Source organism: Ligilactobacillus apodemi DSM 16634 = JCM 16172 (genome assembly GCF_001434405.1).
GTDB lineage: Bacteria > Bacillota > Bacilli > Lactobacillales > Lactobacillaceae > Ligilactobacillus > Ligilactobacillus apodemi.
On sequence record NZ_AZFT01000048.1, the window covers coordinates 138,276 to 164,516 of the forward strand.

The 26,241-nt window shown below is 38.9% G+C and carries 23 protein-coding genes; 17 read left to right on the forward strand and 6 right to left on the reverse strand.

The window, feature by feature from the left end; genetic code table 11:
- Positions 1-36: 36 nt before the first annotated feature.
- Together FC32_RS04505 and FC32_RS04510 are read right to left on the reverse strand one after the other, a co-directional pair.
- Positions 37-648 carry a DedA family protein gene (locus FC32_RS04505; protein WP_056957293.1) on the reverse strand — a complete coding sequence of 204 codons (612 nt, stop codon included), beginning with the start codon at positions 646-648 and terminating at the stop codon, positions 37-39.
- 238 nt (positions 649-886) lie between these two features.
- Positions 887-1,738 carry an undecaprenyl-diphosphate phosphatase gene (locus FC32_RS04510; RefSeq protein WP_025086755.1) on the reverse strand — a complete coding sequence of 284 codons (852 nt, stop codon included), beginning with the start codon at positions 1,736-1,738 and terminating at the stop codon, positions 887-889.
- Positions 1,739-1,878: 140 nt separating this feature from the next.
- Between FC32_RS04510 and FC32_RS04515 the strand changes: the two genes are divergently transcribed.
- The 11 genes from FC32_RS04515 (at position 1,879) to FC32_RS04565 (ending at position 13,104) form a co-directional block, all read left to right on the forward strand.
- Positions 1,879-2,331, forward strand: a complete 453-nt coding sequence (locus tag FC32_RS04515; RefSeq protein ID WP_025086756.1) for a CopY/TcrY family copper transport repressor — start codon at positions 1,879-1,881, stop codon at positions 2,329-2,331.
- 94 nt (positions 2,332-2,425) lie between these two features.
- A complete protein-coding gene (locus FC32_RS04520) occupies positions 2,426-2,869 on the forward strand; it encodes a universal stress protein (RefSeq protein WP_025086757.1) in 444 nt (147 codons plus the stop codon).
- A gap of 140 nt (positions 2,870-3,009) precedes the next feature.
- The gene (locus FC32_RS04525; protein WP_025086758.1) at positions 3,010-3,534 is read left to right on the forward strand and encodes a TetR/AcrR family transcriptional regulator; all 525 of its coding nucleotides are present in this window, start codon (positions 3,010-3,012) and stop codon (positions 3,532-3,534) included.
- Between the two features lie 208 nt (positions 3,535-3,742).
- Positions 3,743-4,186, forward strand: a complete 444-nt coding sequence (locus FC32_RS04530) for a MarR family winged helix-turn-helix transcriptional regulator (RefSeq protein ID WP_025086759.1) — start codon at positions 3,743-3,745, stop codon at positions 4,184-4,186.
- A 116-nt stretch (positions 4,187-4,302) separates the two neighbouring features.
- On the forward strand, positions 4,303-5,694 hold the full coding sequence (locus FC32_RS04535) for a flavocytochrome c (protein WP_025086760.1): 1,392 nt from the start codon (positions 4,303-4,305) through the stop codon (positions 5,692-5,694).
- Positions 5,695-5,839: 145 nt separating this feature from the next.
- Positions 5,840-7,552, forward strand: coding sequence for a hypothetical protein (locus FC32_RS04540; RefSeq protein WP_025086761.1), 1,713 nt, complete (start codon positions 5,840-5,842; stop codon positions 7,550-7,552).
- Positions 7,549-8,076 carry a dihydrofolate reductase family protein gene (locus FC32_RS04545; RefSeq protein ID WP_025086762.1) on the forward strand — a complete coding sequence of 176 codons (528 nt, stop codon included), beginning with the start codon at positions 7,549-7,551 and terminating at the stop codon, positions 8,074-8,076. The genes FC32_RS04540 and FC32_RS04545 overlap by 4 nt, the downstream gene beginning before the upstream one ends.
- Before the next feature lie 17 nt (positions 8,077-8,093).
- Complete coding sequence (locus FC32_RS04550; protein ID WP_025086763.1) at positions 8,094-8,867, forward strand: TIGR02452 family protein; 774 nt, start codon at positions 8,094-8,096, stop codon at positions 8,865-8,867.
- A 148-nt stretch (positions 8,868-9,015) separates the two neighbouring features.
- Positions 9,016-10,752: an ABC transporter ATP-binding protein gene (locus FC32_RS04555; RefSeq protein ID WP_025086764.1), complete on the forward strand. Its 1,737-nt coding sequence runs from the start codon at positions 9,016-9,018 to the stop codon at positions 10,750-10,752.
- Complete coding sequence (locus FC32_RS04560; RefSeq protein ID WP_025086765.1) at positions 10,752-12,605, forward strand: ABC transporter ATP-binding protein; 1,854 nt, start codon at positions 10,752-10,754, stop codon at positions 12,603-12,605. Before FC32_RS04555 ends, FC32_RS04560 begins: the two co-directional genes overlap by 1 nt.
- Before the next feature lie 154 nt (positions 12,606-12,759).
- Positions 12,760-13,104 (forward strand): hypothetical protein, encoded by a 345-nt coding sequence (locus FC32_RS04565; protein WP_081780045.1) that lies wholly within the window; start codon positions 12,760-12,762, stop codon positions 13,102-13,104.
- 154 nt (positions 13,105-13,258) lie between these two features.
- On the opposite strand, the gene FC32_RS04570 is transcribed toward FC32_RS04565, so the two are convergent.
- The 4 genes from FC32_RS04570 to FC32_RS10780 all read right to left on the reverse strand — a co-directional run bounded on the left by FC32_RS04570 (position 13,259) and on the right by FC32_RS10780 (position 16,586).
- Positions 13,259-14,164: a glycine betaine ABC transporter substrate-binding protein gene (locus FC32_RS04570; protein WP_035459595.1), complete on the reverse strand. Its 906-nt coding sequence runs from the start codon at positions 14,162-14,164 to the stop codon at positions 13,259-13,261.
- Positions 14,165-14,175: 11 nt separating this feature from the next.
- Positions 14,176-15,024 (reverse strand): ABC transporter permease, encoded by an 849-nt coding sequence (locus FC32_RS04575; RefSeq protein ID WP_056957294.1) that lies wholly within the window; start codon positions 15,022-15,024, stop codon positions 14,176-14,178.
- A complete protein-coding gene (locus FC32_RS04580) occupies positions 15,017-16,216 on the reverse strand; it encodes a quaternary amine ABC transporter ATP-binding protein (RefSeq protein WP_025086767.1) in 1,200 nt (399 codons plus the stop codon). The genes FC32_RS04575 and FC32_RS04580 overlap by 8 nt, the downstream gene beginning before the upstream one ends.
- A 232-nt stretch (positions 16,217-16,448) precedes the next feature.
- Positions 16,449-16,586: a hypothetical protein gene (locus FC32_RS10780; protein ID WP_167330256.1), complete on the reverse strand. Its 138-nt coding sequence runs from the start codon at positions 16,584-16,586 to the stop codon at positions 16,449-16,451.
- A 144-nt stretch (positions 16,587-16,730) separates the two neighbouring features.
- On the opposite strand from FC32_RS10780, the gene FC32_RS04585 reads away from it, so the two are divergent.
- The 6 genes from FC32_RS04585 to FC32_RS04610 all read left to right on the forward strand — a co-directional run.
- The gene (locus tag FC32_RS04585; RefSeq protein ID WP_025086768.1) at positions 16,731-17,159 is read left to right on the forward strand and encodes a GNAT family N-acetyltransferase; all 429 of its coding nucleotides are present in this window, start codon (positions 16,731-16,733) and stop codon (positions 17,157-17,159) included.
- A 286-nt stretch (positions 17,160-17,445) separates the two neighbouring features.
- Positions 17,446-18,003: a LemA family protein gene (locus FC32_RS04590; RefSeq protein ID WP_025086769.1), complete on the forward strand. Its 558-nt coding sequence runs from the start codon at positions 17,446-17,448 to the stop codon at positions 18,001-18,003.
- Between the two features lie 13 nt (positions 18,004-18,016).
- A complete protein-coding gene (htpX, locus tag FC32_RS04595; RefSeq protein WP_025086770.1) occupies positions 18,017-18,916 on the forward strand; it encodes a zinc metalloprotease HtpX in 900 nt (299 codons plus the stop codon).
- Between the two features lie 205 nt (positions 18,917-19,121).
- Positions 19,122-20,498 (forward strand): UDP-N-acetylmuramoyl-tripeptide--D-alanyl-D-alanine ligase, encoded by a 1,377-nt coding sequence (locus tag FC32_RS04600; protein WP_056957295.1) that lies wholly within the window; start codon positions 19,122-19,124, stop codon positions 20,496-20,498.
- Between the two features lie 138 nt (positions 20,499-20,636).
- Entirely contained in the window at positions 20,637-22,151 is a 1,515-nt protein-coding gene (cshA, locus tag FC32_RS04605; protein WP_056957296.1) for a degradosome RNA helicase CshA, read from the forward strand.
- Between the two features lie 263 nt (positions 22,152-22,414).
- The coding region (locus FC32_RS04610; RefSeq protein WP_162253199.1) for a Rib/alpha-like domain-containing protein at positions 22,415-26,241 on the forward strand (3,827 nt) is incomplete at its 3' end.

Below are 26,241 nucleotides of genomic sequence, written 5' to 3' on the forward strand. Positions count from 1 at the left end.
ACTGAATTGCCTAGTTTGTAGCAATTCAGTGTTTTTTTAACGACATTTACGGGTGAAGTAATAAACTCCGCCTCCCAAACAGATGGTAACTAATAAGAAGAAAGCAGCTGTTGAATATGTGTCGATCACTGCGACGATCGTAGGCCAAGCCGCACCAGCTACACGACCAACATAAATCAAAACAGTGTTCCAAATCAAGGTCCCTAAAGTCGTTAAAAATAAAAATTTAGGGAAAGTGTAGTGTGTCATTCCAGCGGGAACCGAAATGAGAGAGCGAACAACAGGAACAAAGCGCCCGAAGAATAACGCTAACACACCGTGGCGATTAAAGAAGTTAGCTGCTTTGTCAAGATCTTCGGCTTTAAAGTGAAGAATCTGGCCAACTTTACCATTTAAAATCTTTTCTAAGCGTTCAACTGAAAGAAAATGACCTACAGCGTAAAGAATCATGGCTCCTAGGACTGCACCAAAAGTAGCGGCAGCGATCGCACCAAAGATATTTAAGCCAGCGGTCAAGGTCAAAAATCCCGTGAATGTTAAAACAACTTCAGAAGGGATCGGGGGAAAGATATTTTCAAGGGCAATCAGCAGTGCGATTCCGAGATACCCGTACTGTCCGATAAGTTCGGTCAAAACTGTTGTGTCCATGTAAAATTTATTACAGTTAAAAACTGTAAATTCCTTTCTTAATTTTCAACGTGTTGTACACGAAATAGCTTAAGTATGATTCTAATGGTTTTGACAGCAAAAGACAAATTGAATCATGTAAATTTAATCTTTTGCTAGAAACTTAGCTAAATTCTAAGAAGTTAAGGGAAGCCGATTTTTCTTAGCCCGGGTAACTAAAAAAACTTCGAGTAATAAACTACCCGAAGTTTTAGCTTTATTATTTAATGATCCAGAAGTAAAGGATGACTAAAATACCTAAAATGATCCGATACCAGCCGAATGCTTTGAATGTATGTTTTTTGATATATTGCATCAAGAATTTGATTGCGATGATCGAAGTAACAAAAGCAGTGATCATCCCAACTGCTAAGATCCAAAGTTCCATTGGGGTAAAGGCAAGGCCGAATTTCAAAAGCTTAAAGAGCGCTGCCCCAAACATAACTGGGATCGCTAAGAAGAACGTAAATTCAGTAGCAACTGTCCGGGAAACACCTAAGAGTAATGCCCCTACGATCGTAGCCCCTGAACGAGATGTTCCTGGGAAAACTGCGGCGATCAATTGGAAAAAGCCGATCAAGACTACCGTGTAGTAAGAAAGTTCGGCAATTGATGTGATTTTTGGTTGATGATTTTTATGTATATCTTCGATCCAGATAAAGGCGATACCAAAAATGATCAATGCGAGCGCAACACAAGTTGGATTATAAAAGAGTCGTTCAAATGTATCATTAAAAGCGACCCCGATGATTCCGGCAGGCAAGCATGCAATAAAGATCTTGACCCACATGATCATGATATCTTTATCGACGTAGCGCCAAATTCCAGTAGCGTTTTTGGCACTATGCTGTGGTGTGTGGAACGGCCAGATCTTTGACCAATAAATCAGGACAACGGCTAAGATCGCCCCTAATTGGATCACCACTTCAAACATACTGTAAAAATCTTTGGAAACATCTAACTTAACAAATTGATCTAATAAGATCATATGACCGGTACTACTGATCGGAAGCCATTCGGTGATACCTTCAACGACCCCGAAAAGAAATGCCTTCAAAAGTTCAATTACCATTTTATTGAATTCCTTTCCGATTATTCAAGAATCTTATCTATTATAAAATATGTTGCTAGAAGTGACAAGCGAGTCTATAACGGATAGTAGTGTGAGAGACGTGGTATAATTAGGATAAATTAAGCGACAGGGAGATAAAGATGGCAGAAAATATCGAGATCAGTAATGCAGAATGGGAGATCATGCGCGTTATTTGGACTTTGGGTGAAGCAACAAGTCGACAATTAGTGGAAATCATGGAGGTCAAACGTCAATGGAAACCAGCAACGACTAAGACGCTTTTGGGGCGATTGACCACGAAGGGAGCCTTGGCGACTAAAAAGGCGGGACGGGGTTTTATTTATTATCCGTTAGTAGAAGAACAAAAAACGATCGATCAACAGTTGATGCGTAGTTTTGGTAATATTTGTCAGATGCATACGGGCAAGACTTTAACTTATTTAGTTGATAATTTAGACCTGACCCAAACTGATATCCAAAATATTATGGCAGTGCTCCAACAGAAATTACCAGATGCCCCCACCACCTTGGCGTGCGATTGTATTCCCGCAAGTTTTGGGTTAAAACATTGTAAAAGTTGTCAGGAAGGTTAAAAAGTTTTAGGAGCACCTAATTAATACTTTCGGATGAGTTGAAATGTGGTATACTATGAACGTAGTAAATTTATTTATAGATAGGATGGTTGATATGGATACTGAACCGATCAAAAACATCAAAAAGATCTTAGTCGGTGTCGATGACTCTGAAGATGCGCAACTTGCCTTTCGGGTCGCTATGCGTCGTGCCTTAGATTTAAATGCAACGCTATGCATCACTTCGATTTTAGAGTCAGATGAGATGAATGTTTTCCAAGCATTGAGCGCAGACTATGTTCATGGTGAACGACAAGAGCTTGAAAAACACGTGGAAGAATACCGTAAGATCGCATTAAAAGCTGGGATCAAGCGAGTTGAAGTGGTCATTGCTGAAGGTGATGCCGGAGAAACGATCATTAAACGTGTTATCCCCAAGGTTGAACCAGATTTGTTGATCATTGGGGCGTTATCAAAGAAGGGTGTTAAGAAATTCTTTGGTTCCCAGGCAGCTTATATGGCTAAAAATTCACCGATTTCCGTACTGGTTGTACGCTAATTCTAGTTTAGAAAGAGACTGCAGCAAAGATTTGGATTTAGTCAGGGATTTTTGCTGTCGTCTTTTTTTGTTATAATCGATAATGAAACTCTTCATTAGAGAGAATAAACTAGAAAGAAGATTAAGGATAAGGTCAAATTATGAGTAAAAGTCAAGAAAAGAAACAAGAAATTCTCGCTCTTGCACTTAGAACACTTTTAAAGCATGAAGCAGTTGAAAAGATCACCGTTGATCAAATTTGTCGGGAAGCTAAAGTTCATCGCAGTACATTTTATCGTTATTTTCAAGATAAATATGATTTATTGCAATACGCTTTTGGAACATTGATGTTAAGTAAGTTAGACGAAGAAGACATTGTAGATTCCATGATTTCCATGATCATTAAAGATAAAGAAATCTTTCGGAATGTTTCGATCAACAATAGTAATAACTTATTGTATTGGATGATGTTGGATATGTTGACTGAACGGATCTTAGAAGCAAGTTTGAACGATCGATTGCATAATATCAAATGGATCGAAGAAACAGTTCTAACTTCTACCGATAAAAAATTAGCCGCTAATATGATTGCTGGTGCCTGCCTGACATTATTTTTTAAATGGGTCGAAAGTAATTTTCAAATGAGCCCAGAAGAATTAAGTGATTTTATTCACCATTTGCACTAATTTTCAGTGGGAAATAAATTTACCCATAATCTTTTACTTTAAATAGAAAATAGTATACAATATAATTGCTATTAGTATAGGATAACTGTACTGTCTACGTAGGGGTATGTTGTACTAGTAAGTATAGCAGTAGATATAGCGTGTCAGAATTTTATGACTGAGCTGTCAAGTTTCAGTGCTCATTGATTTTTGAGGGGGGTTAAAGATAATGAGTTCTTTACAAAGAATGACAACTAATTTGTGTCAAGTGTTACGGTTACATGAATATCGTAACAGCAATACACCGGAGTTAGATAAACTCGGTGCGATTGATATGTACTATCTGGAAGCGATCTACCAATTAAAAGATCCAACGATCGGTACGATCTCACGCTTACTAGGACAATCAACACCAAATACCAATTATCACATTAAAAAGTTATTGGAGTTGGGATTGATCCAAAAGAGACTAGATGATGAAGATCATCGTGTAACACACTTATCGGTAACTGATAAGTATCATGATGTACTTGAATCGAATTCGGAGTTTTGGAATAGTTTACAGAATCGGTTGGAAGAAACCGTCTCTGCTCGAGATTTAGCTGTTTTTCAGCGGATCTTACGTCAGTTGGTCGAAGTATTAGCTGAAGAAACGACTTTAAATGATTTTTAAAACAAATAACGCTTAAAGTTAAAAGTGTAACCAGTGTTTTGGTTACACTTTTTTTGATGAATTTTTTTGATAGATATAATATGATGGAATTATAAATAAGAGGAGGTTTTTTAGTAGTGGCAGAAAAATTTAAATTTAAACCCAGCGACCCAAAAACATTAGCAGACAGTTGTGATGTGGTTATTATTGGTTCAGGTGGTGCAGGTTTAGTCAGTGCGCTTCAAGCACGCGAGCTAGGACTGCGCCCAATAGTTTTGGAAAAAATGCCAATCGTTGGGGGAAATACTTTAAGAGCCTCGTCGGGAATGAATGCGGCGGAGACAAATGTCCAATTACGTCACGGCATTGTTGATAGTTTTTCCGAGTTTTATCAAGAAACTTACCAAGGTGGCGGACGTTTGAATGATCCTAAACTTTTATCGTATTTTACGACACATAGTGGCCAAGCAATTGATTGGTTGCATTGGCATGGAATCAAACTTAACGATTTAACGATCACAGGTGGAATGTCGAAAAAACGAGCTCACCGGCCCCAAAGTACTGCTCCAGTAGGTGCTTTTTTGATCAATAATTTGCTATGGTTATTAGCTCAAGTTGAAGTGCCGATTTTTACAAATGCTAAGGTTGAAAAACTTTTAAAGAGTGAAGAAGGAAAGATCCGCGGAGTCGAAGTTGATCTTGCTGGACAAAAGCAAACGATCGTAACTGATGCGGTGATCTTAGCCACTGGTGGGTTTGGTGCTTCAAAAGAATTAATGAAACGCTATCGCCCAGATCTACTATCATACAAAACAACTAACCAAAATGGCGCTACTGGTGATGGGATCAAGCTAGCCACACAACTTGGGGCGCAAGCGATCCAAATGGAAATGGTCCAGATCCATCCAACCGTGCAACAAGATACAGACCATACTTACTTGATCGGTGAAGCGGTCCGCGGTGAAGGAGCTATTTTAGTTGATCACAGCGGGGTTCGGTTCACTGATGAATTAGGAACAAGAAAAGTAGTTGCTAATAAGATCACTGATTTGCCACAAAAATCGGCTTATTTGATCTTTGATGAAGGGGTCAAACAACGCGTAAAAGCACTTGATTTTTATTTACAAAAAGGTTTAGTGCTCCAAGCCGAATCAATTGCAGAGCTAGCAACTAAGCTAAATATGGAACAAACAACGCTACATGATACATTATTACGTTGGAATACAGCGGTTGAAACTAAAAAGGATGTTCAATTTGGGCGTCACACAGGAATGCAACGTAAATTGATACAAGCACCATTTTATGCGATCCACATTGCTCCAGCGATCCACTATACTATGGGTGGTTTGCATATTGATGAAAAGACGCGTGTGCTTGATGAAAACGGGGAAATAATTCCCGGGTTATTTGCTGCCGGTGAAGTGGCTGGTGGTTTACACGGAAATAATCGGATCGGTGGTAATTCGATCGCAGAAACAGTTGTTTTTGGACGTCAAGCAGGTCAACAAGTTGCTCAATATTTGGAATAAGGTAGTGTAAGGGGAATAAATCTGAGCTGGTTTTAAAAGGGGCTTTTTTTACACGGATAATAAAAAAACGTGTATAATCAATAAAGGAATAAATAGATAAATTTTTTTATTTTCTTGAAATTAAATAGAAAAAGAGGTTCAAAAAGTGAAAAAGCTCTCTCCAAGCCTTTCGAAATACCTACCTGGGCTTTTATTGATCGTAGGTGCGATCGTATTGGTGCTTCCTCAAGTAGTTACCCAACAGATGCTATTAGGATCAGACTCCATTTTTCACTATAATCGTTTTTATGAAGCTGCAATGCAGTTAAAAAATGGTAACTTACACTATTTTATTACAATGTATGGCTTTCAAGAATCTGGTCGCATTGTAAATGCTGTTTATGGGCCGGCTGTGGCTTATTTTAATGGGATCTTGTTGCTATTAGGAAAAACTTGGTTTAATTTTCAAATCATTTCAGATATAGCAGTTTACCTGTTAGCTGGGACCGGAATGTATTTACTTTTACGCAAGTGTGCGATTCGCCGAAGCTACAGTATTTTATTAGCGTTATTTTATTTGACGACTTACGCGATCCAGTATTGGACCATTTCCCAAGCTTTTTCAGGTTGGGCTGCGAGTCTATTACCTTTTTGTTTATTTCCGATCGTAACTTTTGTGAGAAAAAAAGAGGTAAATATTTTAGAACTCGCAATTTGCACGGCGTTGATGATCCAAACGCATTTTTTGACAAGTCTATTTGTGATCATGATCTATGTACCGTGTTTTGGTTATGCCTTTTTTAAAACTGATAAACGGGGTAAGCTACTTGGTAAATTGTGTTTAGCAATTGGCTTATTCCTTTTATTAACGGCCAATATTTGGGCGGGGTTATTAGAAGTTAATTTAAGCAATAAGATTCTTTCGCCCTTCATCAATAAAAATATGTATGGTACGGCGATCTCGCTTAATGGATACCGCTTAACTAATTGGTTAGCGCCAATCGCACTTGTCTTTTTTGGCGCTTTACAAATTATTTTGTTAGTCAAATATTGGAAAAAAATATCAGCTTTAAATCGGCTCGTTTCACTTGAAGCATTAGTATTTTTAGTCTTATCTTCCAAATTATTACCATGGAAATGGCTTAGCGTAAATGTGCCCGGAGTTGATATTTTGCAATTCCCATTCCGCTTTTTTGTGCCTTATATCGTTTTACTGATCATTTCGATCGGATTATTTTTTATGGAATTGGGTTGGTCAAAAAAGAAGGTTTTAGTAGCACTTAGTGTGATCGTAATTGCATCATTTGGGCAAGCAATGTACAACTTAAATACTGCTTTGAGCAAGTGGGATAATGCGACAGAGTTTATGTACCATAAAAATACACTATATTTTAACGATGATGTCCAAGATATCAAAAATTCATTCTTTAGTACGGATCTTTCGTTGGGATTGAAGTATGTTCAAAAATCAACCCCTGATTACTTGCCACTCTATACTGATACTACGGATCCACGAAAAGTTCATGGGTACCATAATTATCATTGGCAAGTTATTCAAAAAGAAGTTGTATTTAGAAAAATAGCAACTAAAAATGGGTTAGTTGTTAAATGGAAAGCTAAAAAAGCAAAGCAAATTACCCTTCCGGTAGTGGGCTATAGTCATACAGAAGTAACGCTGAATGGCAAAAAATTGAAGTCAAGTGAAGTTAAACATACGACGATCGGGATGATAAAAGTTAACCAGAAAAAAGGTAAAAACACTTTAGTACTTTCCTATCATCCGGCTAAACTCGTTAATTGGGCGATCATTTTGACCCCATTTATTTGGGTGATTTGTGGGGGAATAATATTAGTAAAAAGGTTCAGGGGAAATAAATGACAAGAAATTTGATCATCTCAGTATTAGTGAGTCTAGATGGTTATATTGCTGATAGTGATGGTAGTGTTTTAAAGTTAGAGCAGCTCTATCATGATCATTTGCCGGCTGGCTTGGGGGATTGGCGTGTGCCTAAGGGATTTGATACGATCTTGACGGGGAAAAATGCTTATCAAGCATATTACAGTAGTTTAGCGCAATTAAAAAACAAGCAGTTGATCATTTTGACACATGATAAAATTTTTAAGCACAGTGCTAATGCGCATCTCTATGCAGGAGATATTGTGACTTTAATTAAAAAATTACAACAACAAAAAGGTAAAGATATTTGGCTTTTTGGTGGAAGTCAAGTGATCAATCAACTCACCAGTAAAAACTTGGTAGATCAGATCAGATTGGTCACGTTACCACTCAATTTGGGCAGTGGGATCAAATTATTTGATCCTAAGTTGCCAGCACCACAAGTCAGTTTGGAGAATATGGAAGTTAAACACGAAGTTACGTATTCTATTTGGAAAAAGTTGTAAATGGAGGGGCGTGGCAGATGGATAAGAAAGAAAAACAGGCATTGGGACATAAAGCAATGAATCTGTATCAGATCGAGATGCTACATCTAGAACAATCTTCACAGTTGATCAGTGAATTGTTACCAGAAACAGACAATCCTAAGAATAGTAAGACCCAAATCTTTGTAGAAAAAGAAAATTTTTTAGAACGTTTGCAAAAATTGCCGATAACAAAAAAGGTTGGCTTGATGGATTTTGCTGATCCCGCTAAGTTAGGGCATGACTTTATGACGGAAGGAAATTTTCGAGAACAAATGATTTGTCGGAATAGCTTTTTATATCCCGAACTGCGTAAGTATCGGCAGAGTTATTATTACAAAAATAAATTAGCTTCAAAAAAAGGTTATTATTCTGACGCTTTGATCTATGCAAAAAATATTAAGTTTTTACGTGGACCAAAAGAAGATAAGATCTTACCTAACACACGGTATGCTGATGTGGCTGTGATCGCTGCGCCTAATGTGAAGTTGATCTCAGAAAAGACTAACCATCTTCCTGCTAAAACGCAGTTAGAAAATGTGTTTAGGCGCAGGATCACGCAAACTTTGCGAGCTTTTAAGCAGGCTAAAGTAAATATTTTAATTTTAGGAGCTTTTGGCTGTGAAATGTTTGGTAATGATCCTAAAATGGTAGCACCGCTTTTTAAACATTGCTTAGAAAAGCCAGAATTTCAAGGTTTTTTTGAACAAATATACTTTGATATTTTTACAAATAACGTTGCTTTACAAGCCTTTAAAGATGTGTTTAATTAGATATAAAAAGAGGGGAGATGTCCCCTCTTTTTATATCTAATTATGATAGTTATGTAATAAAATTTGTTATAATTGTAAGGGAAGTTGACAATTGATTAGTCAGAGGGTAAGATAGCAATACAATTAATTCCCAGAAAGGAAGGTTAATATGCTCAAATTAGTCAAAAACCGGCTCTCATGGTGGGCGGTTTTAGCAGCCGTGTTATTTTTACTAGTTCAAGTTATTTGTGACTTGAATTTGCCGGCCTTGACCTCAGATATGATCAATAATGGTGTGGCTAAAGGCGACACTAATTATATTTGGAAAATTGGGGGCGAAATGCTGATCATCGCCGGCATTGGCTTATTGGCAGCCGTCGGAAACGTCTATTTTGCAGCAACTCAAGCCCAAAAAGCTGGTGCAAAAATCAGAGCTGACATTTTTAAAAAGGTTTTGAGTTTTAGCGGACGTGAGATCGATCAATTTGGGGCATCGTCATTGATCACACGAACAACTAACGATATTTTACAAATTCAAAACGTCTTGATCATGTTATTTCGGATGATGTTGATGTCACCGTTAATGTTGATCGGGGCAAGTTTTATGGCATACCAAAGTGAAAAAAGACTTACTGGTGTGTTCTTAGTTTCAATTCCACTATTATTGATCGCAATTGCGATCGTAATGTATTTAGCAGTTCCACTCTTTAAGAGTTTGCAAAAGAAAATTGATAAGATCAATTTAACGTTTAGAGAAGGTTTAACTGGGGTCAGAGTTATTCGGGCATTTAGACGTGATGATTTTGAACAAAAACGTTTTGATCAAGCCAATAAAGACTACACCCAAACTGGGGTTAAAGTATTTAGTCTGGTTTCGATCATGTCACCGGTGATGACTTTGATCTTGAGCGGGACTAACATGGGAATCGTTTGGTTTGGTGCGCAATTGATCGGGGATCGTTCAATGGGCGTTGGTAATTTAGTTTCGTTTATGACTTACGCTAACATGATCTTGTTTAGTTTCATGATGCTTTCAATGGTCTTTGTTTTCCTTCCTCGGGCTCAAGCAGCCGCTGCTCGGATCAATGAAGTTTTAGCAATGCCACTTTCGATTCCTGGAACTAAGCATGTTACAGCTGAGTTGAACGCAGAACAACCAAGTAGTTTAGCTTTTGAACATGTTGATTTTAGATATGAAAATGCTGAAAATTTGGCATTATCAAATGTTGATTTTAAAGCAAAAGCTGGCCAAATGGTTGCAATCATCGGGGGGACTGGGTCGGGTAAATCGACCTTAGTTAATTTAATTCCCCGGTTATATGATCCAACTGCAGGTGAAATCAAGGTCAATGGGGTAAATATTGCCGATATTTCCCAGGAAAATTTGCATGAACATGTCTCATTTGTGCAACAAAAAGCAGTTCTTTTTAAAGGAACGATCAAGAGTAATCTTCAATTTGGGGATGAAAATGCGACCGAAGAAGAAATGTGGCATGCGTTAGAGTTAGCTCAAGCGAAGGATTTTGTTGCCGAATTACCTGATGGCTTAGATTCAGTGGTCGAGCAAGGTGGCGATAACTTCTCTGGTGGACAAAAACAACGGTTGGCGATTGCACGTGCTTTGATGAAAAAAGCAGCTGTTTATGTGTTTGATGATTCGTTTTCAGCCCTTGATTTTAAGACTGATGCTAAGTTACGGGCCGGCTTAAAGCAAGATCCTGTAATTCAAAAAAGTGTGATCGTGATCGTTGCGCAACGTGTTTCGACCGTTACTGCAGCAGATGAGATCATTGTTTTAGATGAAGGTAGAGTTGTCGGTCAAGGCACACATGAAGAACTTGAAAAACACAATAAAACATACAAAGAGATTGTTGACTCTCAATTAAAGAAAGGGGATGAACACTAATGCATGGACCAGGACCAAGACCAGGTGGCGCAAATGGAAAAAGTAAAAAAGCTAAAAACTTTTGGGAGACTACCTTTAGATTGATCAATTACATGAATCCGTGGAAATGGGCATTGATATTGGTGATCATCTTTGCGATTGCTTCGGTTATTTTTCAAACGATCACACCTAAGATCTTAGGGCAAGCAACTACCGAGATCTACAACGGTCTATTGCAAGGTTACCAGCAAATAAAAGCAGGTAAGCATGTAACTAGTTTCCCGATTGATTTTGATGCGATCAAGAAGATTTTACTGACAGTTGGTATTTTTTATCTCTTGGCTGCAGTATTAGGGTTAGCGCAACAATTGATCATGGCAAATGTTTCTCAAAAAATCGTTTATAAGTTGCGTAAAGATTTAAAAGAAAAAATGCAACGTTTACCGATCTCATATTATGATACGCACTCTAATGGTGATATCATGTCACGTGCGGTCAACGATATGGATAACATTGGTGGGACTTTACAACAAAGTTTGACGCAGTTAGTCACAAGTACTGTGACCTTTATTGCGGTTTTGATCATGATGCTTTCGATCAGTTGGAAATTGACCTTGATTGCTTGCATCACTGTTCCACTAAGTGTCGTGGTCGTCTCGCTTGTAGCACCACGTTCGCAAAAACATTTTGCAACGCAACAACAAAGTTTAGGACAATTGAATAACTATGTTGAAGAAGATTATTCGGGACACACTGTTGTCAAAACTTTTAATAAGTCAGAGCAAATGATCGCCGAATTTGAAGCGGAAAATGAACGTTATTACCAAGCTTCTTGGCGTGCGCAGTTTATTTCAGGGTTGATCATGCCATGTATGAACTTAGTTAAAAATATTGGTTATGTTTTAGTTGCGGTAGTTGGTGGTTTGCAAGTTGCCAATGGGACGATGACTTTAGGTAATGTGCAAGCATTCCTTCAATACGTCAACCAATTTACACAACCAATCACACAACTTTCTAACCTTGCAAATACGATCCAATCAACGATCGTATCGGCAGAACGGATCTTTGAAGTTTTGGATGAACCTGAACTTGAGCCAGCAAAGACAACTAAACCTGATGTTGAAACAGCTGCTAAGATCGAATTTGATCACGTAAAATTTGGTTATACTAAAGACAAGATCTTAATGAACGACTTTAGTTTTAAAGCTTTACCTGGACAAAAGATCGCGATCGTTGGGCCGACTGGAGCTGGGAAGACGACGATGATCAATTTGTTGGAGCGCTTTTATGATATCAATGATGGTGCAATCAGATTAGATGGGAAAGATACGCGTAAATTTACACGTTATGATCTTCGCGGACATTTTGCGATGGTGCTCCAAGATACGTGGCTCTTTACGGGAAGCATCTATGATAACATCAAGTATGGACGTGAAGACGCAACTAAAGAAGATGTTATTAGAGCCGCTAAAGCAGCCCATGTCGATGCTTTTGTGCGCCAATTGCCACATGGCTATGACACGATTTTAAATGAAGATGCTTCAAACATTTCGCAAGGACAACGCCAATTGATCACGATCGCACGGGCCTTTTTAGCGGACCCAGAAATTTTGATCTTGGATGAAGCAACTAGTTCGGTCGACACCAGAACAGAAGTCTTGATCCAACAAGCAATGGAACGTTTATTATGTGATCGGACAAGTTTTGTGGTGGCGCACCGTCTTTCAACGATCAAGGATGCAGATAATATCATTGTGATGAATCATGGTTCGATCGTTGAAACTGGTGATCATCGTGAGTTGATGAAAAAAGGTGGCTTTTATGCTGATCTTTATAACAGTCAATTTGCCGATGAAATTCCAGCCCTTAGTTAATATCACTAGTAAAAAAGACCTATTACTAACATTGATAAAATGTAGTAGTGGGTCTTTTTAGTGTACCTTTTGTGGGGCAAAGACTGACTAACAGCGAAAAAATGCATACGATATACATGGTAGTTGTAAAAGATAGTGCAAAATGGAGGATAAGTTGAAAAAGAGATTTATCGTGATCTTGTTGGCATTGTTATTAGTATTAGTTGGTGTTAGGACAAAGAAAGTATTTGCGATAAGGTGTGAAACCCAAAAAGCGCGACAGATAGCTTTTTTGCAGGCGCATGAAAAAGAAATGACAGCTTATATCAGAAATCGCAGTAGTTATGTGATACAACAAGGATACAGTGTGGAAAAAGTTAGCTATAATTGGGACTCAGTACGAGTAGTTCAACGTAAAGTATTTGGTCCAAAAATGCTAGCACTTGAAGTTACGGTTTTTGATGATGGTACTGAATTAGATGTTTTTGAAATATATATTACGCCGGATAATATTAGTTAACCTACTAAAATAAAAAAGCTCGACTAGTTGCCAAATATCGCCTAAACATTAGTTCTCTAGCTAATAATTGGGCGGTATTTTTTAGTAAACAAAAAAACTGAGTAATGATAAATAGCTATCATTACTCAGCAAGTCTTTTGGTTAAAGTGATGTGTTATTTATTAAGCAAATCGGAAATAGAATTGATATTTGTCATATATGTCGGTACTGCTAAACCAGTCTTAGCACCTTCCATATTTGTTCGGACATCGATATATTTGCCTTTAAATGATTTTGCGTAGGCACTGTGCGTGGTTGGAAGCCAAGCGCTAAGTGATGCATCGACCGCACCAGTAGCAACCGCAGTCCACATTGGTTGAGCGTCCATTGAGCGGATCGTAACTTTATAGCCTTTAGATTCTAAAGCTTGCTTAGCAACATTGGCACTAGCAATTTCAGAATCCCAGGCAACGTATGCTAGCGTGACCTTTTTCCCGTTACCATTAGGCACATTTTTGAGCCATTCTTTGAGCTGCTTAGGATGCTTTTTGAGATAATCTTTAGCAGCCTGGGTAGCATCAGCACCTTCATTTATTTGTAGCATGACCTCACTCATTTGATCAGAAGTCCAATTGAAGTTTTCTAAAAATTGATAAAACCCGGGTTCTTCTTTTTTCAAATTAAGGCGCGCGATCGTGTGGATCCCTTCGGCGTCACCATAAACTTTTTTAGGATCTTGCAAGAATTTCAATTTGTACTTAGTAAACATCCAGTGTGGGATCCAACCGGTGACAACGATCGGCTGTTTGTTTTTGATTGCCTTATCTAAGACACTTGTCATTGCTGCCGTTGAACTAGTTTGTAATTGCCAATTTTTTTGTGCTAAACCATATTTTTCTAAGGCTGTCTGTGTATTTCCCATGATCCCAGCTCCAGCATCGATCCCAGTGATCGTATAATTGATCTGAGGACCTAGTGGTTTTGAAGCATCGTATTTGGCGGTCGCTTGATTGCTACAACCGCTTAAAGTAAATACCAAAAGAGCTAGGAGTGGGAAAAAGATCTTTTTCAGTTTTTTCACACTATATCCCCCTATTTTTTCTTTTGATTACTTTGAAGTGAGTGACTCAAACGATCTAAAATAATAGCCAAAATAACGATTGCTAATCCAGCAGTAAATCCGGCACCGGCGTTATTACGTCCGACAGCAAAGTAGACTTTATTCCCTAAACCTAAAGCACCGATCATTGAGGCGATAACGACCATCGAAAGTGCTAGCATCAATGATTGGGTCACACCTGACATGATCGTATTGCGTGCGATCGGCAGTTGGAGTTTAAAAAGTTTTTGCCAACTGGTTGAACCATAAGAATCAGCCGCTTCGATCAATTCTTCAGGAACTTGACGGATCCCTAAATCAGTCATTCTAACTGTTGGTGGCATTGCAAAGATCACTGAGGCAATGACACCTGGAACAGTTCCGATCCCAAAGAAAGCAACCGCTGGAATCAAATAAACGAAGGCCGGCATAGTTTGCATGAAATCTAAGATCGGTTGGACGATCATTTTGACTGTCTTACTTTTAGCCATCCAGATTCCCAGCGGAATACCAACGATATAAACTAATAAACAAGAGGTCAAAACAAGGGTCAAGGTTTGTGTCATATCGCGCCAGTAGCCCATGTTCCAAATAAAGAGTAATCCGACTAATTCTAAAGTTAATAGGCCCCATTTATTTTGACCACGGCGTAAGTAATAGGTGACTAAGAGTAAGATCAAAATGAAAAGCCAAATTGGAAAAAGATCAAAGAACCATTGAAAGGCATTAGCAATTGAAGAAATAAAATTGGAAATTGCATTGAAAAAACCGGTAAATTGTGACAATTGATCAACCAAATCGTTGATCCAGTCTTCGAGGGGCAATTTTGGGATGTTAGGCATGATGTTCCACCTCATTTCCTGAAAGTGCAGCTAGGACCGCACCACGAATAATAATACCGCGCAACCGTTTTTGCTCATCTAAGACTGCAAATGGGATAGTTGTCGTAGAAATATCGGCTAATAATTCAGTTAAAACAGTATCTAGCGTCGTTGTTGGAACGTCGGTCATCAAGACATCATGCAAATCAGTTTTGCCTTTTTTGAGAAGTTGGGAGACATCTTGAGCAGATGCGATGCCCTTAAAGCGATACTTACTATCAACTAAGTAGATCGACGAAGTATTATTTTCACGCATTTCACGTAAAGCGGTTCGTGGACCAGCTTTGTCAATATTGACCATTGCTGGCGTGATCATAACGTTTTCGGCTGTTAAGATGCGACTACGATCAACATCTTCAATGAATTTTTCAACATAATCATCGGCTGGTGAAGTCAAGATCTCTTCTGGTGTACCAACTTGAACTAATTTAGCATTACGCATGATCATAATATGATTGCCTAATTTCAAGGCTTCATTTAGATCGTGACTGATGAAAATGATCGTTTTATTTAAATCTGCTTGAATACGCAAAAGCTCATCTTGCATTTCTTTGCGGTTTAATGGATCTAACGCAGAGAAAGCTTCGTCCATTAATAAAATCTGTGCATCACTGGCCAAGGCGCGAGCAAGCCCAACACGTTGTTGCATCCCACCAGATAGCTGATCAGGATATTGTTCACCATAACCCTGTAACCCAACTAGCTCTAAGGCATGTTGCGCCTTTTTAAGGCGTTCATCTTTGGAAACATTTTTGATTTCAAGACCATAAGCCACATTTTCTAAAACTGTATAGTGTGGAAAAAGTGCAAAATTTTGAAATACCATACTCATTTTATTGCGGCGGAATTCAAGCATTTCTTTTTTAGATAATTTAGTTAGATCTTGACCGTCTACGATGATTTGCCCTGAAGTAGCTGGAATCAGTTGGTTTAGCATCCGTAAAACTGTTGATTTACCACTCCCTGAAAGCCCCATGATCACAAAGATCTCACCTTGTTGGACTTGGAAAGAGACGCGGTCGACCCCAACGGTAGCACCAGTCTTCTTTAAAATTTCTTCTTTACTTAGACCTTGGACCGCAAGTTTACTAGCTTTTTCAACTTGACGTCCAAAAATTTTACTGACGTTTTTTACGTCAATTTCGACTGTCATTAAATCTTCCTTTCTGTTTTATAAGTGTTTATGCTTGAATTCGTTGTATTAACCCTAGCATATCAAGGAGATGTATGCAAATTGTAACGAATGTTAACAACCGCTTACTTGTGCTTAACAATAGTAGCTAGAAAAATCCCAAATTTCTGCAAAATTCTGCGCTATTACAGGGCAAAAATAAAAAAACATCTGCCAAAATGACAGATGTTTTTGATATGAACTATGACGGTAATTAAGCGCGTAGGTGTGCAGCGTCAGAATCAAGTTTTGCGAAGCCTGATCCGGCAGCTGGCTTAGGTTGCTTAGCACGTTTTTCCATTGCTTTGCGAGCCATTGCCTTGCGTTCTTCTTTACTTAACTTCTTAGCCATGTCCTTCGCCTCCCGTATATTCATAATCGTGGATCTACCCACGGTCTTATTATAAAACTATTTAATTTAAGTTCAAGCATCTTGCATCCAAGATAATACCTAAGTAAAATATTTCATACCACATTTGAGAAAAGAGGTAAAACAATGCAGATCAGACAAAGTGACGATATCACCAGTAAAATTTATCAAGATGCTTTGAGCCTACGAAAGGCCGTTTTTGTCGAGGAACAAGGAGTTGCTAGCGACCTGGAGCTAGAAAATGAGACAGGACCAGTTTATTTTGTTGGTTATTTAGCGGATAAACCAGTTGCAACGGCACGTGCTTTTGAAGAAGAAGCGGGCGTTTGGCACATTCAGCGAGTAGCTGTTAGCCGTGATCATCGCGGACAAGGGCTGGCTAAAGAATTGTTTGCTAAGCTTGAACAGGTGGCTAAAGAGTACCAAATAAAAAAACTTACATTAGGTGCCCAAGATCAAGCCCAAGGTTTTTATCTGAAATTAGGCTACCATGTAGTTGGGGCTGGCTTTATGGAAGCAGGGATCGCTCATCATCAAATGGAAAAGCTACTATAAAAAACGGCTAGACTTGAAATGTTGTGCTAAATAAGATATAATTTCAGTATGCGATGAGTCGAGAAGGACCAAGTAACATTTTTGTTACTCCGCTGCGGCGGCTAGTGGTCAGTGTCGATAGCAGAGCACATTTGCTGCCGGATTGCAGCGTGCTTGAATACATTACATTGTGGAGTGTAGGTATTCTATTCATTTTGATAATGAGTACTGCGCTGGCCGAGAGTGAAGTAATTCACCCTTGGCTTTTTTTGTAAAGAAATGTAACCAGATCTAGGAGGTAAATGCCATGTTTTTGATTATGATCGCAGTCATTGTCTTACTGTTAGTTATTATGTATATCTCGCTTTATAATGGCTTGCAACGCGCAAAGATCTATACGGAAGAATCATGGAGTCAAATTGATGTTCAATTAAAACGGCGCAATGATTTGATCCCAAACTTAGTGGAGACAACTAAAGGATATGCTAAGCACGAAAAGGAAACTTTTGCTGAAGTTGTTAAATTACGTAACCAATTAGTTTCGTTGCCTGATGGGGATCATCAAGCTAAAATGGAAGTTTCTAATCAATTGAGTGATAGCTTGAAATCAATTTTTGCTCTTTCGGAAAGCTATCCAGATTTAAAAGCTAACCAAGAATTTACAAAATTAATGGAAGAATTGACAAATACGGAAAATAAAATTGCTTATTCCCGTCAATTATTCAATTCTTCTGCGGCAGCTTTTAATCAAAAATTACTGACATTTCCTTCTAACTTGATCGCTAAAATGCATCATTTTACAAAAGTCGACTATTTGTCAGTTCCTGAAGAACAAAAAGAAGTGCCAAAGGTATCTTTTGATTAGGAGAGAATTTTTTATGCTATACCAACAGATCGCTTCAAATAAACGCAAAACTGTCGGTGTAATGGTTGGCTTTTTACTTTTAGTAGGTGTGATCGGGGCAGCGATCGGTTATGCTTTTGCTGGAAGTGCTTTGATAGGGATCATTTTTGCAATTGTGATCGGTTTTGTCTACATGTTTGTCATGCTAGGACAATCGGCTGATGTAGTTATGAGTATGAATCATGCCCGTGAGATCACTGATCCAAGTCAAGCGCCAGAATTGTGGCATATTGTCGAAGATATGGCATTAGTTGGTAAAGTTCCAATGCCACGCGTTTTTATCATTGAGGATAATAGTCCCAATGCTTTTGCGACGGGAAATGATCCTTCAAATGCGGCGGTTGCAGCTACTACAGGGTTGTTAACGCGCTTAAACCGTGAAGAGCTCGAAGGTGTGATGGCGCATGAAGTCTCGCATATTCGCAATTACGATATCAGACTGCAGACTGTGGCGTTAGCACTTGCATCGGTAGTTTCGATCTTAGCTAACTTTGGGATGCATTCCCTTTTTTGGGGGGGACATCGCCGACGCAATGATCGCGATGACAGTGGCGGTGGTGTGTTTGAGATCGTAATGATGCTTTTAGCCTTGCTGGCGGTGATCTTGGGGCCATTAGCAGCCATGATCGCGCAAATGGCACTTTCACGTAATCGTGAGTATTTGGCTGATGCTTCTGCGGTTGAACTAACACGTAATCCGTTAGGGCTTGTCAATGCTTTGGAAAAAATCTCAACCAGTGAACCAATGCAGGCTGCGGATGCAAGTAGTGCGTCAATGTATATTGCTGATCCTTTTAAAGGAAAAACGTGGGCGCATCTCTTTGATACGCATCCACCGATTGAAGAACGAGTTAAACGTTTACGCCAAATGTAACTAACAACGGGTATTCACTTTAGAAGTGGTACCCGTTGTTGTTTTGTGATGATTTAAGCTGATTTTTGACAGAGAAATTCAAAATGTTAAAAATACTTCGTAGCAAGGAAAAAGAATATCGTTTGTGATACAATGGAAAAGAACTGATAAAAAAGTTATGTCATTTTACGGAATGTCCGTAGTTGGCAGAAAGGAAGAAATTCGCATGAAGATGCAATTATCTGAAATTGCTCGTGCCTTAAATATAGAAGGATCTGAAGACTGGGATAATATCACGATCACCAGCATAAGTTTTGATAGTCGAGAGTTAACAAAAGGAGCTTTATTTGTTCCGTTGATGGGGCAACAAGATGGTCACGATTATGTCAGCTCAGCGATCGCTAATGGAGCTAGCGCTGTTTTATGGCAAGCAGACCATGAAAATGAGCCACATGAAGTTCCAGCACTTAAAGTTAATGATACTTTAGATGCTTTACAAAGCTTAAGTCGCTATTATCTGCAAAAAATCAACCCTAAAGTCGTAGCGGTAACCGGTAGTAACGGTAAAACGACAACTAAGGACATGATTGCAGCGGTTTTGGCGACTCAATTTAATGTGAAGAAGACTTTTGCGAACTTTAACAATGAGATCGGTGTGCCAATGACGATTCTTTCAATGGAGCCTAATACTGAGATCTTAGTGGTTGAGATGGGGATGGATCGCTTTGGTCAAATTGATCAATTAAGTCATTTAGCGCAACCTGATGTAGCTGTGATCACCATGATTGGTGAAGCACATATCGAATTTTTTGGTTCACGTGACAAGATCGCCGATGCAAAGATGGAAATCGTTAACGGCTTAAAAGAAGATGGTATCTTGATTTATAACGGTGATGAACCGTTATTGGTCAAGCGCGCACAAGACATTTCGCAAGAAACATTTACTTTTGGAAATGAAGCAACCGATGATCTGCAAAGTGTTAATGTGGTAAGTGATGCAACTAAATCAAGTTTTAGAGTTACCATGTGGCCAGATGCTAACTTTACGATCCCGATGATTGGGGCATATAATGTCAAAAATGCCTTAGCTGCCTTAAGCGTAGGGAAGTATTTCCATATTGATGTCAACGAAATGGCTCAAGCGCTAGAAAAATTTGACATCACTAAAAATCGGACTGAATGGCGTGATGGCTTAGGTGGATACCGAATTTTAAGTGATGTTTACAATTCTAATCCGACTGCTGCTAAAGAAGTTTTGCGAGCCTTTTCAGAAGTTAGCACAACCGGTAAACGAGTTGCAGTTTTAGGCGATATGCTTGAATTAGGTAAAGATGAGCAAGCAATGCATGCTAGTTTAGCTGATGCGATCGATCCTGAAAAGATTTCAGCAGTCTATCTTTGTGGGCCTTTGATGCAAAGTTTAGCTGATAAACTTACGGAAAAATTTATGCCTACGCAGATCCATCAATATTCACCGGATCAAAAGGCGAAACTTGCTACTGATTTAAAGGCAATGTTAGGAAAAGATGACTTGGTTTTATTAAAAGCTAGTCATGGGATCCATTTAGAAGAAGTCTTGGCAGACATTGCTAAGACTGAATAATAGTGCTATGCTATGATGATACGTACAAAATTATGATTACCAAAAATACTTTGCAATTGACGGGCTTTTGCAGAGTTGTTGTCTGTTATTTTGTGCAGACAGGTGGCTAGCACCACCAAATCTAGGAGGAAAAATTTTTTGAAATTTGATGAACTTGGTCTATCACAAGACCTGTTAAAAGCCGTTAAGCGCAGTGGCTTCGAGGAAGCAACTCCAATTCAAGCAGCAACTATTCCACTTGTGCTTGAAGGAAAAGATGTAATTGGACAAGCACAAACTGGTACGGGAAAAACGGCGGCCTTTGGGTTACCAATTTTGGAACACGTTGACCCTAAGGAACATGCAATCCAAGCAATTATTATTTCACCAACACGTGAATTAGCGATCCAAACGCAAGAAGAACTTTATCGCTTAGGTAAAGATAAAAGAGCAAAGGTGCAAGTTGTTTATGGTGGGGCAGATATTCGGCGCCAAATCAAGCTCTTAAAGAACCCACCTCAAATTTTAGTCGGTACTCCAGGACGTCTATTAGATCATATCAACCGTAAAACCGTTGATTTGAGTCATGTAAAAATGCTCGTGTTAGATGAAGCTGATGAGATGTTAGATATGGGCTTTTTAGATGATATTGAAAAAATCATTTCAGAAGTTCCTAAAGAACGTCAAACATTACTATTTTCAGCTACGATGCCAAAAGAAATTTTACGAATTGGCGAAAAATTCATGACAGAACCTGAAGTTGTTAAGATCAAGGCTAAAGAATTAACGACAGATCTAGTTGATCAATACTTTGTAAAAGCTCGTGATTATGAGAAGTTTGACATTATGACACGGATCTTAGATGTTCAAGCACCTGAGTTGACAATTGTATTTGGGCGGACAAAACGTCGGGTCGATGAATTATCAAAAGGATTAGAAGCACGTGGTTATAATGCTGCTGGCATCCATGGTGATCTTTCACAACAAAGACGAATGAGTATCTTGAAACGCTTTAAAGAAGGCAAACTTGATATTTTAGTTGCAACAGATGTGGCAGCTCGTGGTTTGGATATTTCTGGGGTAACACATGTTTACAACTATGATATTCCACAAGATCCAGAAAGTTATGTTCATCGGATCGGTCGAACTGGACGTGCCGGTCGTCATGGGGTTTCTGTAACTTTTGTCACTCCAAATGAAATGGATTATTTGCGCGTGATCGAACGCTTGACTAAGAAGCGCATGGATCCTCTTCGTCCACCAACAGCTCAAGAAGCCTTTGTTGGTCAAGTATCATCAGCGCTTGATGATATCAAAGAGCTTGTGGCTAAAACTGATACAGATAAATACGAAGAACAAGCTAAAGAATTATTGGAACAATACGATCAAGTTGATCTTGTTGCTGCCTTGTTGAATAATATGACTAAAGATGATGCAAGTTCAGTTCCAGTTAAGATCACACCAGAACGTCCATTGCCTCGACGCAAGAATCGTAATAATAACAATGGTAAATATAAACGTTATAACGGTCGGCGCAACAATAAGTTCAACTCACGTGAGCACAACAAGAAAAATCAACGTGATAACGGTAAACGTAAACGTCGCTTTGAAACAAACGAACGTCCACAAAAGAAGACGGGCGAACGAAGCTTTACGATTCGTACAAAAGCCTAAAATAATTACTGCTCTCAGCTTTGTGCTGAGAGCTTTTTTTGTCTAAAAATTCAATCATCTAGCTAAGTTAATTTTCTAAAATGTCCACACATATTTTTATTTATATTTTATGTTTAATGAATAAATAAGTTTTTATTGAACATAATTACATAAAACGAATCAAAACTATTGAATATAACTTATAGTAGGTCTACAGTATGTCTAACTATTGAATATTGCGGTAACAAAATATTCAATAGCTAAAAAATATGGAGGGGATAGAAATGCTTTCAAAAAATAATCATAAGCTTCGATTGCAAAAGTTAGCGGCTACTAAGCAACATTTTGCAATCAAAAAGTTTACAGTTGGTGTTGCTTCAGTTTTGATCAGTTCAACCTTCGCATTATATGTCTCTACTCAAAGTCAATATGTTCAAGCGGATAATGCCAGCGCACAAACAAGTGAGCAAAAAAGCACACAAGCGCAGGCTGATTTACCTAGTGATAAAGAATCGTCTTCTCAAGTTTTATCTGGCAAACAAACTACAGGTGTTTCTACTGATAAAAACAAAGTTGCTGAGACTAAAAAAGCAGCACAAGTAGCTACTAAGAAAACACAAACGTCACAAACAACTCCGGTTAAACCTGCCGAGACAACTAGTTCGGTGACACAAGTGCAAAAACCACAAGTCACTTCAGCCGATAAATCAGAAAAATCGGCTCCAACAGCAACTTCAAAAATGCAAGCACCAGCTCAGACAGCGGTTGCTCCAGAAAATGATTCACAACAACAAAAGTCACAAGCAGCTCAAGCTACAAGTTCAGTAGTATCACAGCCAAGCAACGTAAATTCACCAAATAAACCAGCCGATCCACAAGTACAAGAAAAAAATGTCGCTCCTAATGCAAATCAGTATCAAGATGCCGTTGCCCCATCAGATAATAATACTCAAAGTAAAGCAGTAATTGATCCACAATGGACAGCCGATGCACAAAAAGCGGTAGCTAATAAGAGCGGTTTATATACGCCAAAGTTAAGTTATAACGCTAAATGGTATACCATGGCCTTTGATCCAGGGATGGTTACAAAAGATGTCTTGACGGGGAACACGCTCCCATTTACGGTAGTCAACCACCGCTCTGATGCTTGTGCTGCAAGTTCATCAGCGTATAAGCTACGGGTGCAACTTGATAATCGTTTGGCTAATAAGGTCAATGGAGTTTCAGTTAGTGTTTCCGGTGATGAGTCTAAAGTTGTCAATTTCACACGTGTTGTAGGTGATGATAACAAGCCAACTAATATGTGGGAAGCTAACATGATTTATAGCCGTGGTGGCATTTTTGGTGGTGGTCTGGTGAACGCCGGGGTTTCACAGGTAGCTAAAAATGGGAAGATCACTTTAGTTGATACTGTTCAAAATGTCTTGCGTCAGCTTCCTGATGTAGCGAAACAACCACTGGCTTATAATGCCTATGTTTACGATGATACTAGTCATACGGCATTATTGTCGACGAATAACGCAGGCTACGTTGTTGGTCCTGGAGATCCGTTGGCAAAAGTTCCGGTTTCAACGCCAGAAGAGTCTAAATTTAACGGTGCGCATTCAGTTGTTACTTACGATCCGACCATTGGTAAAAATGGTGCCTTAGTAGTCTTCTATCAAGCCGATAAATCCTATATGTGGTCTTATGATAACGATTGGCGCCTACAATTAAATTATGCGATCGATCCAACATTATTACCTTATTTAGAAAAGGTAAATGGTGCTCGGACGGTAGAATTAGACATGTTGACCGGGGGGACCTTGCCAAGTACCGATGGCGCATACGGCTTTGAAAAGCAGTATGACAAAGTGGCAGGAAAATCGGTTTGGAGACCGTTAGCATATAATTCACCTTTAACGAAAAAAGTTGCAGATCTGCCGTTTAATGATGATGGGACTGGAAAATTAAATCCGACAAATTTGGGAAGTTATATTGATTTTCAAAATGGACTCCTTTATCATGGACGTCCAGCTGCGTTGCGCTTAGTGTACCGGTTAAATAAAAAACCATCTGAGATCTACACTGATTTATTGAAAAAGGGCGATTCAAATGGAAATCTGCTCTTTAGTGAATACTATTCAACCCAGGATGGTACGATGCAAGCTTATTCTTTAGCAACAGGGGTCGTTTCATTTAATGACTCTGATGGCGATGGCTTGCCTGATGTAAAAGAAACTACAGAATCGACTAATCCATTTGTGTCCATGCCAAATGTCTCCAACGTTTATGGAACAGAGCAAAAAGTTCACGGGCAACTTGTTTTTAGCGACGTTGAAAAAAATCCCCAAAAACTTACTGTTACAGATAAAGACGGAAAAGTTTTAGGGACAACCTCTGTTACACCAGTTAAATTTAATAGTTTGGCACAAGCACAACCATTTACGGTTGAACTAAATGCAAAGGTAAATAGTAGTAATTCCAAGTTGAAAGTGGCTGTTGTTCCAGTTTTAGATACTAGTGATGATGTTGCTGATAATACCGTCCCACAAGTTACAGAAGTTGCAGTTAAAGCGGCTCCGGTCGGCGTAACTGGGAAAGAGTATCCGTTAAATGCAAGTTTTTTGGAAGACCCTAAATTGCTAGTTGCCAATGCAGACCAATTGCCAACCGATGCTAAATATTCTTGGGTAACCAAACCAGATTTAACTAAAAGTGGCAACCAGCAAGTTGAAGTGAAAGTATCTTTTGCTGATAAATATGATCCAACTTATCAGCATGAGTTGGTAGTTCCAGTTTTAGTTAAAGTTGCTGATTTTGATCTAAAGGATGGGTCTTTTAAAGTCAAAGCTGTGACAATGCACGTTAATGAGAACAGCAATACGGTCCCGTTAACACCAAAAGATTTATTAAGTTGGACCTCACGAGATGGTAAAAAAACATTGGCGGGAGAACCATTATGGTCACTTGTTAAAAGTGTAAGTTGGGGCGAAAGTCCTGTAACTAACGTAGCGGGTAAAACTACGGGATTTGTAAGTGTTGCAACCAAAGATGATCAAGAAATGTTGGCAAGCGTTGACATTAATGTTGTTGGTGCTAAAGCAAAAACAGGTTTGACGGTTCCTTGGGGACAGCAATTAAATGCTGGTGATGCAGTTGCTAATCAAGCGGAATTAGAACAATTTGGTCCAGTGACATATGCTTGGAAAAAGCCACTTCAAGTTACACCTCAACCAAAAGAAGAACATGTTTCACAAGATGACGTTGTGGTGACATATGGGGATCATACGACAGAGCTTTTACCTGTAAGTGTCCAAGTTGAACCTTCAGAAGCAGAGAATTTTAGCAAGGATAAAAATGTTAAGTTTCAGCCAGTAGTCGTTGGCTTAAATGAAAATGTCGCTGCTAATAAAGCGTTGGAAGGATTAGTACCAGCAGAACAAAAGAATTTACAGGTAGTAAATGCGGTCTTCAAAGATAAAGTAGATACGACAAACATTGGGGAAAAGCAAGTTCCAGATACATTGACATTTGCAGATTCTTCGACAGCAGAGACAAACATGCCGGTCAAAGTTGTTTCCCAAGCACAAAATTATGATCCAACTGTTAAAAAGAATTTACAGGTGAAATTGGGTGAAACTTTAACACCAGAATCAGTTTTGAATCCAGATGTGACCCTTCCAAAGGGGACAAAAGTAACGTGGAAGGTTCCAGTAGATACTAATAAAGCGGGGATGCAAACTGGAGAAGTAGAAGTAATATACCCAGATAGTTCAAAAGATGAACTACCAGTGCAAGTCAAAGTAGGGACAGATGCCGACGCCGTAACACCAAAAGTTAAAGCCAATGTCCACACTGCTTTGAACAGCAAATTGACACCAGAATCAGTGCTCGATCCCAGTGCAGTTCTTTCGCAAGGAACAAAGGTAACATGGAAAGTTCCAGTGGATACTACAAAGGCTGGTAGCCAAACCGGAACATTGGAAGTAACGTATCCAGATGGCTCGAAAGATGACTTACCAATGCAAGTTAAAGTAGGTAATGATGCCGATGCGGTAACACCAAAAGCCAACGTTCACGCCACTTTGAACAGCAAATTGACACCAGAGTCAGTGCTCGATCCAAATGT